Origin of the sequence: Sphingomonas phyllosphaerae 5.2 (genome assembly GCF_000419605.1) — a bacterium.
In the GTDB taxonomy this organism is placed as follows: Bacteria; Pseudomonadota; Alphaproteobacteria; order Sphingomonadales; family Sphingomonadaceae; genus Sphingomonas; species Sphingomonas phyllosphaerae_B.
On the sequence record NZ_ATTI01000001.1, the window covers coordinates 2,805,236 to 2,820,432 of the forward strand.

Annotated in this window: 15 protein-coding genes; 9 read left to right on the forward strand and 6 right to left on the reverse strand. The window is 68.9% G+C overall.

Features of this window, described 5'->3' with window-relative positions; all coding sequences use genetic code 11:
- Positions 1-33: 33 nt before the first annotated feature.
- The 3 genes from SPHPHY_RS0113175 to hflK form a co-directional block, all read right to left on the reverse strand.
- Positions 34-1,578: a Do family serine endopeptidase gene (locus SPHPHY_RS0113175; protein ID WP_028056892.1), complete on the reverse strand. Its 1,545-nt coding sequence runs from the start codon at positions 1,576-1,578 to the stop codon at positions 34-36.
- 109 nt (positions 1,579-1,687) lie between these two features.
- Positions 1,688-2,563: a protease modulator HflC gene (hflC, locus tag SPHPHY_RS0113180; RefSeq protein ID WP_022687156.1), complete on the reverse strand. Its 876-nt coding sequence runs from the start codon at positions 2,561-2,563 to the stop codon at positions 1,688-1,690.
- Entirely contained in the window at positions 2,563-3,672 is a 1,110-nt protein-coding gene (gene hflK, locus SPHPHY_RS0113185) for a protease modulator HflK (protein WP_028056893.1), read from the reverse strand. Before hflK ends, hflC begins: the two co-directional genes overlap by 1 nt.
- Before the next feature lie 72 nt (positions 3,673-3,744).
- On the opposite strand from hflK, the gene SPHPHY_RS0113190 reads away from it, so the two are divergent.
- Positions 3,745-4,701: an Mrp/NBP35 family ATP-binding protein gene (locus SPHPHY_RS0113190; RefSeq protein WP_022687158.1), complete on the forward strand. Its 957-nt coding sequence runs from the start codon at positions 3,745-3,747 to the stop codon at positions 4,699-4,701.
- A gap of 718 nt (positions 4,702-5,419) precedes the next feature.
- On the opposite strand, the gene SPHPHY_RS0113195 is transcribed toward SPHPHY_RS0113190, so the two are convergent.
- Positions 5,420-6,115 (reverse strand): c-type cytochrome, encoded by a 696-nt coding sequence (locus tag SPHPHY_RS0113195; protein WP_022687159.1) that lies wholly within the window; start codon positions 6,113-6,115, stop codon positions 5,420-5,422.
- A 260-nt stretch (positions 6,116-6,375) separates the two neighbouring features.
- On the opposite strand from SPHPHY_RS0113195, the gene SPHPHY_RS0113200 reads away from it, so the two are divergent.
- On the forward strand, positions 6,376-7,266 hold the full coding sequence (locus SPHPHY_RS0113200; protein WP_022687160.1) for a prephenate dehydratase: 891 nt from the start codon (positions 6,376-6,378) through the stop codon (positions 7,264-7,266).
- A gap of 25 nt (positions 7,267-7,291) precedes the next feature.
- On the opposite strand, the gene SPHPHY_RS0113205 is transcribed toward SPHPHY_RS0113200, so the two are convergent.
- Positions 7,292-7,492 (reverse strand): hypothetical protein, encoded by a 201-nt coding sequence (locus SPHPHY_RS0113205; protein ID WP_022687161.1) that lies wholly within the window; start codon positions 7,490-7,492, stop codon positions 7,292-7,294.
- Between the two features lie 142 nt (positions 7,493-7,634).
- Between SPHPHY_RS0113205 and SPHPHY_RS0113210 the strand changes: the two genes are divergently transcribed.
- The 7 genes from SPHPHY_RS0113210 (at position 7,635) to SPHPHY_RS0113240 (ending at position 14,028) form a co-directional block, all read left to right on the forward strand.
- Complete coding sequence (locus SPHPHY_RS0113210) at positions 7,635-8,294, forward strand: HAD-IA family hydrolase (protein WP_022687162.1); 660 nt, start codon at positions 7,635-7,637, stop codon at positions 8,292-8,294.
- On the forward strand, positions 8,291-8,497 hold the full coding sequence (locus SPHPHY_RS0113215; protein ID WP_022687163.1) for a hypothetical protein: 207 nt from the start codon (positions 8,291-8,293) through the stop codon (positions 8,495-8,497). Before SPHPHY_RS0113210 ends, SPHPHY_RS0113215 begins: the two co-directional genes overlap by 4 nt.
- Entirely contained in the window at positions 8,494-9,222 is a 729-nt protein-coding gene (locus SPHPHY_RS0113220) for an ATP12 family chaperone protein (RefSeq protein WP_022687164.1), read from the forward strand. The genes SPHPHY_RS0113215 and SPHPHY_RS0113220 overlap by 4 nt, the downstream gene beginning before the upstream one ends.
- 68 nt (positions 9,223-9,290) lie before the next feature.
- Positions 9,291-10,400: a DJ-1/PfpI family protein gene (locus SPHPHY_RS20160; RefSeq protein WP_022687165.1), complete on the forward strand. Its 1,110-nt coding sequence runs from the start codon at positions 9,291-9,293 to the stop codon at positions 10,398-10,400.
- Positions 10,397-11,608, forward strand: coding sequence for a GlxA family transcriptional regulator (locus tag SPHPHY_RS20165; protein ID WP_231370420.1), 1,212 nt, complete (start codon positions 10,397-10,399; stop codon positions 11,606-11,608). Before SPHPHY_RS20160 ends, SPHPHY_RS20165 begins: the two co-directional genes overlap by 4 nt.
- A 512-nt stretch (positions 11,609-12,120) precedes the next feature.
- The gene (locus SPHPHY_RS0113235) at positions 12,121-13,599 is read left to right on the forward strand and encodes an ABC transporter substrate-binding protein (protein ID WP_231370421.1); all 1,479 of its coding nucleotides are present in this window, start codon (positions 12,121-12,123) and stop codon (positions 13,597-13,599) included.
- Positions 13,600-13,605: 6 nt separating this feature from the next.
- Positions 13,606-14,028, forward strand: coding sequence for a DUF4112 domain-containing protein (locus SPHPHY_RS0113240; RefSeq protein ID WP_022687168.1), 423 nt, complete (start codon positions 13,606-13,608; stop codon positions 14,026-14,028).
- A 9-nt stretch (positions 14,029-14,037) separates the two neighbouring features.
- Here SPHPHY_RS0113240 and SPHPHY_RS0113245 read toward each other — a convergent pair whose 3' ends face one another.
- Complete coding sequence (locus tag SPHPHY_RS0113245; protein WP_022687169.1) at positions 14,038-15,132, reverse strand: anhydro-N-acetylmuramic acid kinase; 1,095 nt, start codon at positions 15,130-15,132, stop codon at positions 14,038-14,040.
- Positions 15,133-15,197 lie beyond the last annotated feature (65 nt).

Below are 15,197 nucleotides of genomic sequence, written 5' to 3' on the forward strand. Positions count from 1 at the left end.
GGCCCGTTTGACCAGTGTCGCCCGGCGTACGCCTTACTTGATCTTCACCGCCATGAAGACGCCGCTGGTGCGCCCGCGCGTCAGGTTGAGCAGCACCGATGGCCGCCCCGCCGATTTCGCCGCGGCGACGATCCGCGCGACGTCCGCCGCGGTGCGCACCGGCTGCGAATTCACCGCGGAGATCACGTCGCCTCGCTTCAGCTTCTGCCCGGCGTCGCTGGACGGATCGACCGCCCCGACCACCACGCCCTGCACCGTCGAGTCGACACCAAGCGAGCGCGCGATCTGCGGAGTCAGCGGTTGTACCGCGATCCCGATCGAGCTGGACGCCGGCGCTGTCTGCGTACCGCTGTCGTCGTCGCCCGGCAGCCCGTCTTCACCGTCCTCACCGCCGGTCAATGCGGCGATCTGATCGTCGGTCGGCCGCGTCGTGACCGTCGCGTTCAGCGTCTGGCGCTTGCCGTCGCGGATCACGTCGAGGCGGATTGACGAACCCGGCGCCGCATTCGCGACCAGCGACGACAGCGTCCGCTCCGGCGTCACCGCCTCGCCGTTGATCGCCACCACGACGTCGCCCGCGCGCAGCCCCGCCTTCGCGCCCGGACCACCCGGCTCGACGCGACCGATGATCTCGCCCTGGTCCTTGGGGAGGCCCAGCGCGCCGGCGATGTCGTCGGTCATCCGCTGAATACCGACGCCGAGATAGCCGCGCTTGACCGTGTCACCCTTCATCAGCGTGGCGAGGATCGGCTTGGCCTCGGTCGCAGGGATCGCGAAACCGATGCCGATATTGCCGCCCGACTGCGAATAGATCTGGCTGTTGATGCCGATCACTTCGCCGTTCAGGTTGAACATCGGACCGCCCGAGTTGCCCTGGTTGATCGCAGCGTCGGTCTGGATGAACGTGTCGAACGGACCCGGCTGACCGGTCGAACGATGCACCGCGGAGACGATGCCCGCGGTCACCGTGCCGCCCAAACCGAACGGCTGGCCGATCGCGACGACCCAGTCGCCGACGCGGGCTCGGGTCGAATCGCCCAGCTTCACGAACGGCAGCGGGGTCGGCGAAACGATCTTCAGCACCGCCAGATCCGAAGTCGGATCGCGGCCGATCAGCTTCGCCTTATATTCCTTGCGATCCTGCAGCGTAACGGTGATCGACTCGACCGTCGCGCCCTTGGCCGCCGGGGCGATGACGTGGTTGTTGGTCACGACATAACCGTCCGCCGAGATCAGGAAGCCCGATCCGAGCGACTGGCCTTCGCGGGTCACCGGCGCGCCACCACCACCGCCGCCGCCGCCGAACTGGCCGAACAGGTCGCCGAACGGCGTACCGGCGAAGGGATTCGCCTGCTGCTGGACGGTCACCTTCTGGGTAGTGGAGATGTTGACCACCGCCGGCTGGAGCTTGGCGACCATGTCGGCGAAGCTCATCGGTGCCCCGCCACGCGGCGCGGCGGCGCTGATCGCGCCCGGTTCGTTTTGCGCGATCTGGGCGGTCGCCGGATTCTGGAAGGCCAGGGACGCCGCAGTGCCGCCAAGCAAAAGGGCGCCGGTCAGGGCGTAAGCATAACGCACGGTTTTCATGTCCTTTTGGTCACCCGATCCGAAAGTGATGAATATTCTGCATCTTGTGCCGCAATCGCGATGAACGGCGTTTGAATATGAACGACGTCGTCAGCACGAATCAACGGCCTCCCCCCTCGAACGCGCGAAGATAGCCATTGTTCGGGCTCATGATGATATTGGTCGACCCTTCGGGCGGCGTGTTGCCATCGGCGCCGAACGTGTGGCGATAGCTCTGCATCGCGCGATAGAAATCGTAGAAGTCCGCATCCTTGCTGAACGCGTCGGCATAGACGCGCGCGGCTTGCGCATCGGCCTCGGCCCGCACGATCTGCGCCTGCTTCTGCCCTTGCGCGCGGATCGTGTTGGCTTCCTGCTGGCGCGCGGTGCGCATCCGCTGCAACGCGCTGTCCAGCGGGCTGCCCTCCGGCAAGTCGGCGTGCTTGATGCGGACGTCGACGATCTCGGCACCGTATTGACGTGCCGAGCTTTGCAGCGAGTTCTGGATCGCGTCCATCACCGCGCCACGCTCCGGGCTGAGCAGCACCGCGAACGGCACCTTGCCCAGTTCGTTGCGCAATGCCGTGCCCAGCAGCGGGCGCAACTGGTCGGCGACGCGTTCCTCGGTGTTCGAGGTGCTGCCGGTCGAGGTCACCGCCCGCAACGGATTGACGATCCGGAAGCGCGCATAGGCGTCGACGTTCAGCCGCAGCTGGTCGGTCGACAGCACCAGCGTATTGTCGAGGTCGGCGTCGAGCACGCGCTTGTCGATCCACACGATCTTGTCGATGAACGGCACGCGCGCGATCAGGCCGGCGCCATCGGCACCGATCGTCTGCCCGGGCTGCCACTGGTTGACCAGCCGCACCGGATTGTTGAGCCGCAGCACCACCGCCTGCTGCGTCTCGGGCACGATCGCGAACGTCGCCGCGGCGAGGATCGCCACCACCAACGCCAGCATTCCCGCTGCGATCGGGTTACGCATCCACTGCGACATCAGCGCTGCCCTCCCTGCGCCGCGACAGCGGGCGCGGTGGTCGACGCGCCTTGCGTCGGTTCGACCAGCTTCTTCGCGCGGTCCAGCGGCAGATACGGTGTCACGCCCGGTGTCTCGACGATCGTCTTGTCGGTCTTGGCCAGCACGGCCTCCATCGTCTCGTAATACATGCGGCGGCGCGTCACTTCGGGAGCGAGGCGATATTGCGCGTAGACCTGGTCAAAGGCCGATGCCTCGCCCTGCGCGCGCGCGATCACCTGCTGCGAGTAACTGCGCGCGTTGTTCAGGTTCCCGACCGCTTCCTGTTGCGCGGCGGTGACCGCGTTGAAGTCATCGACAAGTGCCGCCGGCGGCGACGCCTGCTTGATCGACACGCCCTGCACGCGAACGCCCGCCTGATAGCTGTCCAGGATCTGCTGCATCACCTGCGTGACGCGGGCCTCGATCGTGCCGCGACCGGCGCCGATCGCCTCGTTCATCTGCGTGGTGGCCAGCACCGCACGCATCGCGCTCTCCGCGGTCGCGCGTACCGTCTCCTGCGGATCCTTGATCTCGAAGACGTAGTTGCGCGGGTCCGACACGCGCCAGCGGACGGTATAGGCAAGGTCGATGATGTTCTGGTCGCCGGTCAGCACCGTCTCGCCGCCGTCCTGCGGGAATTCGTCGGTGCGCACCTGTTCGACATCGACCTTCGTCACGTTGACGATCGGCGCGGGCAGCGTGAGGCGGATGCCGGGCTCCAGCATCCCCGAATATTTCCCGAAATAGGTCACGACGCCGCGCTGCTGCGGCCCGATCTGGTGGAAAGAGGTGAGCAACAGCCACACCGCCACCAGCAAGACGACGCCGATCAGCCACAGCGTCCGCGCCGACGCGCCGAGCGGCAGTTGCGGGCGACCGCCGCCGCCGCCGCCGCCGCCCCCGCCGACACGGGCCTTCTTCAGGAAATCATCAAGCGCGGTGGGCTTGGACGGAGCGCGCCGTCCGCCCGGCGGCACCGACCAGGGATTGCGCGGGCCGGCACTGTCGTCGCCGCCGCCTCCCCAAGGTCCGTTATTGTCGGCGGCAAGAATGATCGGGCGCCGGAACCAGCGTCGCAAGATGGTCATGAAGGTCTTTATAAGAGCGCCGCCGACGAAAAACAGTGGCAAGCCGCGCCGACGGGCCTACGGATCGCGGCCATGAGCGATAAAGACGTCACGACCCGGGTGGTGGAGGCGGTCCGCGCGGTCGCGGGCGCCCGCGCCACGGTGCGAATCGAAGGACAGCGGATCGGCGTCGTGATCGACGCCAGCGGTCTCGACGTGTCGGCGCGCGACGCGCTGGAGGCGAGCGTGCGCATGGCGGCCGCGCTGCCCGGCCACGAGGTGCGCATCGTCGTCACGGCCGAGCGCACGCAGCGCCGCATCGTCGCGGTGGCGAGCGGCAAGGGCGGCGTCGGCAAATCGACCTTGTCGGCCAATCTCGCCATCGCGCTGGCACGTGGCGGGCGGCGCACCGGGCTGGTCGACGCCGACATCTACGGTCCGTCGCAGCCGCGGCTGATGGCGGTCGAGGGGACGCGCCCGCAAGCGCGCGACAAGGTGCTGCTGCCGGTCGCCACCCCCTACGGCGTGCCGTTGCTGTCGATGGGGCAATTGGTCGAGCCGGGGCGCGCGATCGCCTGGCGCGGGCCGATGACCGCGGGCGCGCTGGGACAATTGATCGATGCCGACTGGGGGGCGACCGACACGCTCGTCGTCGACCTGCCGCCGGGCACCGGCGACGTGCAATTGACGATGGTGCAAAAGCATCGGCCGGCCGGGGCGGTGATCGTCTCCACGCCGCAGGATCTCGCGTTGATCGACGCACGCCGCGCGATCGACCTGTTCCAGAAGGCCGGCGTGCCGATCATCGGACTGGTCGAGAACATGGCCGGCTATGCGTGCCCGCATTGCGGCGAGATATCCGATCCGTTCGGGCATGGTGGCGCGGAGGCGGCAGCGGCGGAAGCGGGGATCGCGTTCCTCGGGCGGGTGCCGCTCGACATCACGATCCGCACCGCGTCCGATGCAGGGCAGCCGCCGGCGGCCACGGACGACGACCGCGTGTTCGCCCCGATCGCGGCGCAGGTCGCGACGTGGCTGGACGGGCTGTAAGGGAGCGAAGCGTCCGGGCCTGCCTGAGGACGCGCGCATACTTCGACGAGCGTCGTCGCGCGTTACGCCCAAACGACCACCGTCGGTCGTCAGCGCCGAGTGCCGGTGCGTGGCCTGATCCGGCGCCTCGTGATCTATGGCCGACGCGAGAAGGATGACGCCAGCTGAATTCGCGGAGGGATATCGCGTCTCCGAATCCCGAAACGAAGCTGGTTCCGCGTCCGATCCGGAATGTCGATCAACCTCAGGCGGAGCTGGCGTTCACGCTTCATCCGGCCGAACACCATTCGGAAGTCGATCGCGCCGCTCTCCACGGGATAGTGGCGGAGAAACAGAACCCCGGTTCGAAGCCGGCCCGACACGCTCGCACGGCTGGCCAAACGGGCCTGTGCCCACGTCCAACCTGCGCCCACGTCCAAGCCGGCATCGCGACCAGCCTGGGCGGGATCGACATTCAGCGCTTCGCGGGTGCCGGACTGCCCGCCGATAAAATCGTGATCTGTTCGGGCGAGCCGCGCTCCCACGATCGGGCAGATTCGCTCCCTCCACCGGTCGCTGCAAGCGTAGCGAAGCCACCCAAAGCGTCGTGCGGAACGTTGGCTTGCTTCGCTACGCTCGTAATGGCGGCGCTTCGGAATGTCCGGCCGAATGTCGAACGGTCCGGCGAAGCGATCCTGCGCGGGATCGCCTCGCTGGCTCACGATCGAGGACGGGCCGCTTACGGCTTGGCCGGCGGAATCACGCCAAGTGACTTGCCATCCTTGGCTGCCGGATCGATCGACGGCGCGCCCGAGGCCGGCGTACCGGTGTTCGCGAGGTCGGCGGTGTCGCCCTTGGTGGCCTCGGTCACGTTCGCGACGGCCGGATCCGTTGGCGCACCCGCCGCCGGAGCGGCGGGCAGCGGCAGGTTCGATCCCTGCTGGTTCAGGTACGCGATCACGTTCGCGCGATCCTCGGCATTGCCGAGACCCGCGAAGGTCATCTTGGTCCCGTTTGCGAACTTGCGCGGCGAGGTCAGCCACGCGTTCATCTTCTCGAAGTCCCAATTTCCGCCGACGCTCTTCAACGCATCGGAGAAGGCGAACCCGCCCTTGCCCTGCCCGACCGGCTCGCCCAGCGTGCCGTACAGGTTCGGGCCGATGCCGTTGGCGCCGCCCTGGTTGATGGTGTGGCACGCGGCGCACTTCTTGAACACCTCAGCGCCCTTTGCGGGGTCGGCCGCGCCCAGCAGCGCCGCGATCGGCACCACGGCGGCGCCACCGCCACCGCCGGCTTCCTCGACGCCCTCGATGGCATAGCCCGGCTTCTCGGGGCGCTCGCCATGGAACAGCATGCCGCCCGCGATCGACAGCCCCAGCGCGGTACCCGCCGCCGCCAGCGCCCAGCCGAAAATCGTGTTGGTCCGATCGTCCATGTCGCCGTTTCGCCCCTCTTCCTTCACCGTTCCATAGAAAGGGCTATCCCGCATCGCAAGCGCTTGAGCAGCGTCGCGCACGCTTCGTGGGTCCAATCTTCGTCAAACAGCGATCCCGCACGCCGTGGAAGATCGCCCACGAGCACCGTACCACCGCGCGCAAACAGGTGAAGAAGCCGCTCCGCGCGAGTCCGCCTCCGACGGGGCGCGCGTCTCCGCGACCTTGTTCTGATCCGGTTTGGACTTTACGCGCAGCGACCATGCAAAGTTACGCCGAACCCGCCCGTCCGATCGTCGCCGCCATGGCCGCGGCCGCCGCCGCGGCGCCCGACCGGGCCGTCGCGTTCCAGGGTGCGCCGGGCGCGAACAGCCATGTCGCAGTGCAGGAAGCGTTTCCGACCGCGCTGCCGCTGCCGTGCTTCAGTTTCGAGGATGCGCTGGATGCGGTGAAGACCGGCGCGGCGGATTGCGCGATCATCCCGATCGAGAATTCGCTGCATGGCCGCGTCGCCGACATGCATTTCCTGCTGCCTGAATCCGGGCTGGTCATCACCGGGGAGCACTTCCTGGCCATCCGCCACGCGCTGATCGGCTATGCCCCGCGCGACGGCGTGCGACAGGCGATGAGCCATCCGCAGGCGCTGGGCCAATGCCGGCATTGGCTGAAGGCGCACGGCATCGCGCCGGTCAACTACCCCGATACCGCGGGCGCCGCGGCAATGGTGGCGGAGCTGCGCGATCCCGCGATCGCCGCGCTCGCGCCGCCGGGTGCCGCGGCGATCTACGGGCTGGAGCTGCTCGCCACCGACATCGCCGATGCCGACCACAATACCACGCGCTTCGTCACGCTGGCGCGCGGCGCCCGGCCGCTGGCGGGCGACGGGCCATGGATGACGACCTTTATCTTCGAAGTGAAGAACGTGCCGGCCGCGCTTTACAAGGCGATGGGCGGCTTCGCGACGAACGGCGTCAACATGACCAAGCTGGAAAGCTACCAGCGCGGCGGCAGCTTCGCCGCCACCGAGTTCTACGCTGACGTCGAGGGGCGCCCCGGCGACGCGGCGTTCGACCGCGCGATGGAGGAACTGGGCTTCCACTCGAAATGGGTGCGCGTGCTCGGCACCTATGCGCAGGCCCGCAAGCGCGGCTGAGCACCGCGCCCGCGAGCCCGGCGAATCAGATCGCCGTCCCGCGCACCACGCCCCACGCGGCATAGGTGCCTGCCATGATCGCGACCGAGCAGGTGATCCCGAACAGCACGTAGCCGACGTACATCAGCATCGGCGGGTTGGCGCGCGCCAGCTTGCGGTTGCGCGACGCGCCCGTCAGCACGAAACTCAGCAGCATCCCATACGTCAGTGCAACGGCTTCGATCATTATCCGCCCCTCGGCTCCACGACAGTCCACCACGACGCCCCCCGGCGTCCGTGCGCGATTAACCATATCGGCCGTCCGTCACGAAGTCGTTAACGCGCGCCTCGCCGCTTGCCTCCCACGGCTCGCCGACTAACAGGCGTGCATGTCCACCCGACTCGCCGTCTTCGATTGCGACGGCACGCTCGTCGACAGCCAGGCCAATATATGCCGCGCGATGGAGCACGCCTTCGCCACGCTCGCGCTGCCCGCGCCGCCGCGCCCGGCGGTTCGCGCGATCGTCGGGCTCAGCCTGGTGGAGGCGATGGCGCTGCTCGCGCCCGAGCTTGGCACCGCGGCGCATCTGGCGCTGACCGACGCCTACAAGACTACCTTCCGCCGGATGCGCGAGGACGGCGAACTGGATGCCGAGCCGCTTTACGACGGGCTGGTGGCGGCGCTGGACGCGCTGGCGGCGGACGGCTGGATGCTGGGCATCGCCACCGGCAAGTCCGATCGCGGACTGGCGCACGTCCTCGCGCTGCACGGGCTGACCAGGCGGTTCGTCACCTTGCAGACCGCCGATCGCCATCCGTCGAAACCGCATCCCGCGATGCTCCACGCCGCCATGGCGGAGGCGGGCGCCGTGCCCCATATGACCGCGATGATCGGCGACACCAGTTTCGACATGGCGATGGCACGCGCCGCGGGCGTCCGCGCGGTCGGTGTGACGTGGGGCTATCACCGCGAGGCGGCGCTGTGGAGCGCCGGCGCGCAGGCGATGGCGCAACGATGTGCCGACCTGCCGGCGTGTCTGGCGGCATGAGCGACCCGGCCCGCGCGCGCTGGGCGGCGATCGTCGGGATCCGGCTGGCCGCCACTGCCGGCGCATTGCTGGGGGTCGTGCTGCTGGGGCGCGCGCAGACGCTTGGCCCGCGCGTGCTGGGCGTTGCGATCGTGCTGAGCGCCCTGTGGATGATGGCGACGGTGCCCCGCGCACTCGCGCGACGCTGGAGAAGCCCGAAATGAAGCGGTTCTGGACCGAGGTCTCGATCGACGCCGACCGCTCGATCCGGCTCGATGCACGCCCCGTGCGCACGCCCGGCCGCGCGCCGCTGGCCGTGCCGACGGCGGCGCTGGCGGCGGCGATCGCGGAGGAATGGCGCGCGGTCGGCGAGACGATCGATCCACGCGCGATGCCGCTGACCGGGCTGGCCAATGCCGCGATCGACCGCGTCGCCGCCATCCCGGGCGATTTCGCCGCAGGGCTGGTGCGCTATGCCGAGAACGACCTGCTCTGCTACCGCGCCGATGGCCCGACGCCGCTGATCGCGCGGCAGGCCGCCGCCTGGGATCCGCTGCTCGACTGGGCAAGCCGGCGCTACGACGTGCATTTCACGATCGTTGCGGGGATCATGCACCGGCCGCAACCGCCCGCGACGATCGCGCGGCTGGCCGAGGCGGTCGCGAGTCGCGACGCCTTCCATCTCGCCCCCCTCTCGCCGCTCGTAACGCTGACCGGCACGCTGGTGGGGGCGCTGGCGCTGGCCGAACACGCCGTCGATGCCGATAGCCTGTGGGCCGCCGCGATGGTCGACGAGGATTGGCAGAGCGAGCAATGGGGCGAGGACACGCTCGCCACGCAGGTGCGCACGGCCAAGCGTCACGATTTCGACGCGGCGGCGCGGTTCCTGGCGTTGCTGGACGCGGATCGTATGTCCGAAAACCCGCGATCGGCGTCCTTTACCCACTAGCCGCACCGGCCGAAAAGCTGCTGCATCAGCAGTAATCAGGTGCGTCCATGCAACATATCGATCGAAGAATGGTCCTGACCGCAGCAGCGGCACTGACCGGCACGATGCTCGTCGGCAAGACGGCGTCCGCACAGAAGGTGGATGGTCTGTTCGACGCATCGAACAATCCTGCGCCCGAGAAGATCGCCCCCTATCGCGCCCGGTTCGGCCGGACGAGACCGCTGGTTGCCATCGTCGGATTGAACGAAGGCACGATCATCAGCGATTTCTGCATTCCCTTCGGCGTGATGGCGCGATCGGGCGTGGCCGATGTCGTGTCGGTCGCCGTGACACCCGGTCCGGTGAAGATGCAGCCGTTGACCTTCCAGCTGCAGGAAACGGCCGCCAGCTTCGACAAGCTTCATCCCGAAGGCGCCGACTATATCTTCGTTCCCGCGGTCGAGAACGACAATGATCCCGGCCTGCTACGCTGGATCAAGGCGCAGGCGGCCAAGGGCAGCACCGTGATCAGCATCTGCTACGGCGCGATGGCCGTTGCCAATACCGGCCTGTTCGACGGGCATCGCGCGACCTCCCACTACAGTAACGAGCAGATGCGGGTGCGCCGCTTTCCGAAGGTGCGGTGGCAGAAGAACATTCGCTACGTCGCCGATGGCAAGGTCGTGTCCAGCGCCGGGGTGAGCGCTTCGATGCCGACCTCCATCGCACTGGTCGAGGCGATCGCCGGCCCCGCCAAGGCCGCACAGGTGGCGCGCGACGTGGGCATCGACGGCTGGAGTTCGAAGCATGACAGCGATGCGTTCCAGTCCGATCCGGGCAACGCCGACATGCCGCCGCGCGACGCGCGACCGGACGTGACGCTCGCCATTCCCGTGCAGGCCGGCGACGATGAGATCGCGCTCGCGCTCACCGCCGAGGCCTACAGCCGGACCGGAAATACGATGGCGTATGCCGTCGCGGCCAGCAAGGCGCCGCTTCGGCTCGCGCATGGGCTGGTCGTCCTGCCTGACATCGTCGCGGGCGACGGCACGCGCATCGATCGTACGCTGGCGCGGCTCGAAGCGCATGAAGCCACCCGTGCGCTCGACATCGCGCTCACCGACATCGCGAAGACGTATGGAGTCAAGGCGGCGCGCAATGTCGCGTTGTTCATGGAGTATCCCGGCCCGCTGGGGTGAGCCTCGGGCTTGGTGCCGCTCCCCCATGCGAACTGCGCCACTGCCGCGCTTTCGGGCGGGCGAAAGCAGGGCGGTGCGAACGGCGGCCCGGCCGATCCGGTCGGATCACCCCTGTTTATCGGGCAAAGATCCCTCGATTTTGGCCATGCGCCGGTTTGTGGGTAGCGACCCGCCTTTTGAGCGATACGGTCGTTGCTCCACGCGCCTTGCCGAGGACCTGCATGGCCAGAACGTTTGCCTTCTTTCTGTGCGACGGATTCCAGTTGCTCGATCTGGCCGGGCCGTTGGCGGCCCTCGATGCCGCCAATCGTCTTCTCGGGCATGCGCATTATCAGATCGAACTCGTGTCTGATGGCGGAGGATTCGTGCGGGGAGATGCCGGAGTCGGATTGGCGACCCACCCCGCCGCGTCGATCGTCGCAGAAGCGGTAGTCGTGGTGGGTGGCCGGATCGCCCCGATGCAGGAGGCCGGCAACGTCGCTGCGATCCGGCACGCGGCGCGTGGCGCGGAGAGCACCGCCAGCATCTGCACCGGCGCCTTCCTGCTTGCGGCGGCCGGGTTGCTGGACGGTCGACGAGCGACCACGCACTGGCAATTCGCGCAGGAACTGCAGGACCGCTATCCCCTGGTGACGGTCGACGCCGACCGCATCTTCATCAATGACGGTGCCGTCTGGACCTCCGCCGGGATGACCGCCGGTATCGACCTGCTGCTCGCGCGGATCGAACTCGATCACGGACCGGAACTCGCCAAGGCGGTGTCGCGCGAGTTGGTGGTCTATCACCGGCGTCCCGGCGGGCAATCGCAATTCGCGGCGATCGCCCAGATGGAACCGCGGACCGATCGTATCCGCAAGGCGCTGACATTCGCGCGCGATCACCTGTCGGAACCTCTGTCGACCGAGCGCCTCGCAAGTGCCGCCTGCCTGAGTGTCCGTCAATTCAATCGCCTGTTCCGCAAGGAAACCGGCGTCACCCCGGCCCGTGCCATCGAACGGTTGCGCTGCGAAGCGGCCCGCATCCGCCTGCGCGATGGAAACGAGACGATCTCGGTCGTCGCGCAGGCCGTCGGCTTCGCCGATCCGGAACGCATGCGCTGCGCCTTCATCCGCAGCTACGGTCACGCCCCGCAGACGCAGCGCAGGCTCGATCAACCACTGTCTGCCGGGAACGACGGCCTCGCGTGTTGGCCACCGATGCGGCTCTGAATTCAGCGCGGGCCGACGCGGCACCGCGCCCGCTTGCCGTGCCGCCGTGCTCGGGGCACCGCGCGCATGCGATGCGCAGGTGACCGCGACAGGTCACGACAGGCGTAGCAGCGTCTGTCGGGCAATCCCATATCGGAGCGACCCACGGGCGCGCAGCACCTGCGCCACCACCGCCACCACCCACGCGCCACCGCCAGGCGCCACCGCCGGGCGCCCTCTCCCGTGCGGCGGCGCTCCGGCGCGATGCGGCCCAGCGGTCGTCGGCATCGGCGGCGAACAGCTGGCCCTCGTTGCAGACCGCACGGATCAGTTCCTCGCCCGTGACGCCGTCACGCGCCAGCTTGCGCCCGGCTTCCTCATCGCTGCACAGGACGGTGCGGCAAAAGGTCTGTGCAGGCTCCGAAAGATTGCTAGGACGCGTCTGCGCCAGACAGCCAGGCTGTTACGTTCGATCATACCAACCGGGGTAGGCTACCATTGGATAAGTGGCGGAAATCCAGGTATTTCGCGGCGTGACCTTCAGCGTAGCCACGCGCCCTGGCATCATTCGCCTGACCGCTGCGGCGGCACTGGCGCTCGCCGCCACCGCGTGCGGGCGCCGCGCCGACGTGGGCGCGGTGGTGGTCAGCGTCATCGGTACCGAGCCGACGCTTGCCGGGCGTGATCGCGCCGCGCTGTCGGCCGGCGACCGGCTCCTCACCGACTCGCTTGCGGAAGGGCTCGTGCGCTTCGACGCGGTCGGGCAGATCGAGGCGGGCGTCGCCGAGCGCTGGATCGTCATCGACGACGGGCGCAGCTACATCTTCCGGCTCCGCAACGCGCAATGGACCGACGGCACACCGGTGCGCGCCGCCGATGTCGTTCCGTTGTTGCGCCGCCAGATCGCACGCAATTCGCGCAACCGCGTCGCGCCCTATCTCACCGCCGTCGCCTCGGTGGTCGAGATGACGCCCGAGGTCATCGAGATCGAGCTTGCCCGTCCCCGTCCCGATCTGCTCAAGCTGTTCGCACAACCGGAACTCGCGCTGGTCCGCGCGCGTGACAGTGGCGCCGGCCCGTTCCGTCGTCGCCCGGGCACACGCGACGGCGCGCTGCTCACCCCCGCCCCCGACCCGAACCGCGATCCCGACGAAGAAGGCCCGACGCCCGAGCAGAACGTACGGCTGCGTGGCGAACGCGCCGCGCTCGCGATCCTGCGCTTCGTCGAGCGGCATTCGGATCTGGTCAGCGGCGGCACGCTTTCCGACTGGCCGATCCTCCAGGCCGCCAACCCCGCTCCCGCCAACGTCCGCATCGATCCGGCAGCGGGATTGTTCGGGCTCGCGATCGTCAATCGCACCGGCTTTCTCGCCGATGCCGCCAACCGCGCCGCAGTCGCGCAGGCGTTCGATCGCGCCGACCTGACCGGCAGCGTCTCGCCCGAATGGCTCCCGCGCGAGACGATCCTCCCCGACCAGCTCGACGCCGCCGCACCGCCCACCCTGCCGGCGTGGGCGGCTGTCCCGCCCGATCAACGTCAGGCTGCGGCGCGGCGCCAGGTTGCGGCATGGCGCGCCGCCAACGGCGTACCGGTCCTGCGGCTCGCTTTGCCCGGCGGCCCGGGAGGCACCTTGCTGTGGGCGCGTCTGGCGCGCGACCTGTTCGCGATCGGCATCCGTCCGGAACGCGCCACGCTCGACGACACGTCCGCCGACCTGCGCCTGATCGACGACGTTGCCCCCTATGACAATGCGCGCTGGTATCTCGCCGAAGCGTGCGTGGCCTGCGCGCCCGAGGTCGCCACCGCGATCGAGGCCGCGCGGCTCGCCGATACGCTCCCGGAACGCGCCGCCGCCACCGCACTCGCCGATCGCCTGCTGACCGAGGATGTCGCTTTCGTGCCGCTCGCCCGGCCACTGCGCTGGTCGCTCGTCGCGCTGCGACTGCGGCAGTGGCAGCCGAACCCGCGCGCCTGGCATCCATTGAACCGGCTGCGTACCGACACCAACTGACGTATCATGGTCGCTCGCCCCACCCCGCTCAATGCCTCGCTCCTCGACACGCTGCCGGTCGGTCGCGATCCCGCCGCGGTGCGCCGTCGCGTCGAGGCGGTCGAGCGCCTGCTGGAAGGCTTGTACGTCATCCCCGGCATCAATCGCCGTGTCGGGCTCGACGCGGTGGTCGGGCTGGTGCCGGTGGTGGGCGATGTCCTCGCCGGTGCGATGGGGATGTGGCTGGTGTGGGAGGCCCGCAACCTCGGCATGGGACGCATGGCGCTGTTCGGCATGACGGCGCGCGTCGGCTTCGACACGCTGCTGGGGATGGTGCCGCTGGTCGGCGACGCCGCCGACTTCTTCTATCGCTCGAACACCCGCAACCTGAAGCGCATCAAGAAGCACCTCGACAAACATCACCCCGCCACGGTGACGCTCGACGGCTGATCGCGGCGGCTACGATGCGTGCGGTACGAACACGGTGCCGCCGGGCATCGCGCGCGGCACGCCGGTGGTGCCCGGAAAGCTGATCGGCAGCCCTTCCAGCGTCCGTACCGCCATATAGGCGAATCCCTCCGCCTCCAGCCCGTCGCCGTGCCAGCCGAGCGCGTCGACCGGCTCCGGTGTCAGCCCCGTCCGCACTGCGATCATCGCCAGCAGCGTGGGATTGTGTCGCCCGCCGCCCGCCACCAGCAGGCGCTGCGGTGCGCACGGCAGCAGCGCCAACCCTTCCGCCACGCTCGCCGCCGTGAACGCGGTCAACGTCGCCGCACCATCCGCGGCGGAAAGCCCGCGCGCCGGCTGGATCGTGAAATCGTTGCGGTCGAGTGACTTGGGATAGGGTGCCGCGAAGAACGGATGGTCGAGCATCGCGGTCAGCACCGCCTCGTCCACCCGCCCGGCAGCCGCCAGCGCACCGCCCGCGTCGAATCGTGCCCCGCTCTCCTGTTCCACCCAGCTGTCGATCAGGCCGTTCGCCGGCCCGGTATCGAACGCCGCCACCGCCTCGCCGGCGTCGACCAGCGTGACGTTCGCCACCCCGCCCAGGTTCAGGATCGCGATCGGCGATGCCACTCCGGCGGCCAGCGCGGCGTGATAGATCGGGATCAACGGCGCCCCCTGACCGCCGGCCGCGACATCGGCGCTGCGGAAATCGGCGACCGTGCGGATTCTGGTGACGTCGGCCAGCACCTGCCCGTCGCCAATTTGCCAGGTCCAGCGCCGGTCGGGGCGATGCGCCACCGTCTGCCCGTGGAAACCGATCACGCCGACATCGCTCGCCGCCACGCCGGCATCGCGCAGCAGCTTCTGCACTGCCAGCGCATGGGTGCGCGTGATCAGCGCGCCAGCAGCCACCAGTTCCGGGCTTGCCCGCGGCCGTGGATAGGTCAGCGCCAGCGCGGTCGCCTCCGACAATTGCGCACGCGCCGCATCCGAATATGGCTCGCCCCGGAACGCGATCGAGCGCACCGAACGCCGCCCGTCGGTTTCGATCAGCGCCGCGTCGATCCCGTCGAGCGAGGTGCCCGACATCAATCCGATCGCCAACATCGCCGCGCCCTCCCGTTTCAGATCGCCACCGCTATCGCGCGCGACGCCGCCACTGGCAAATCGGA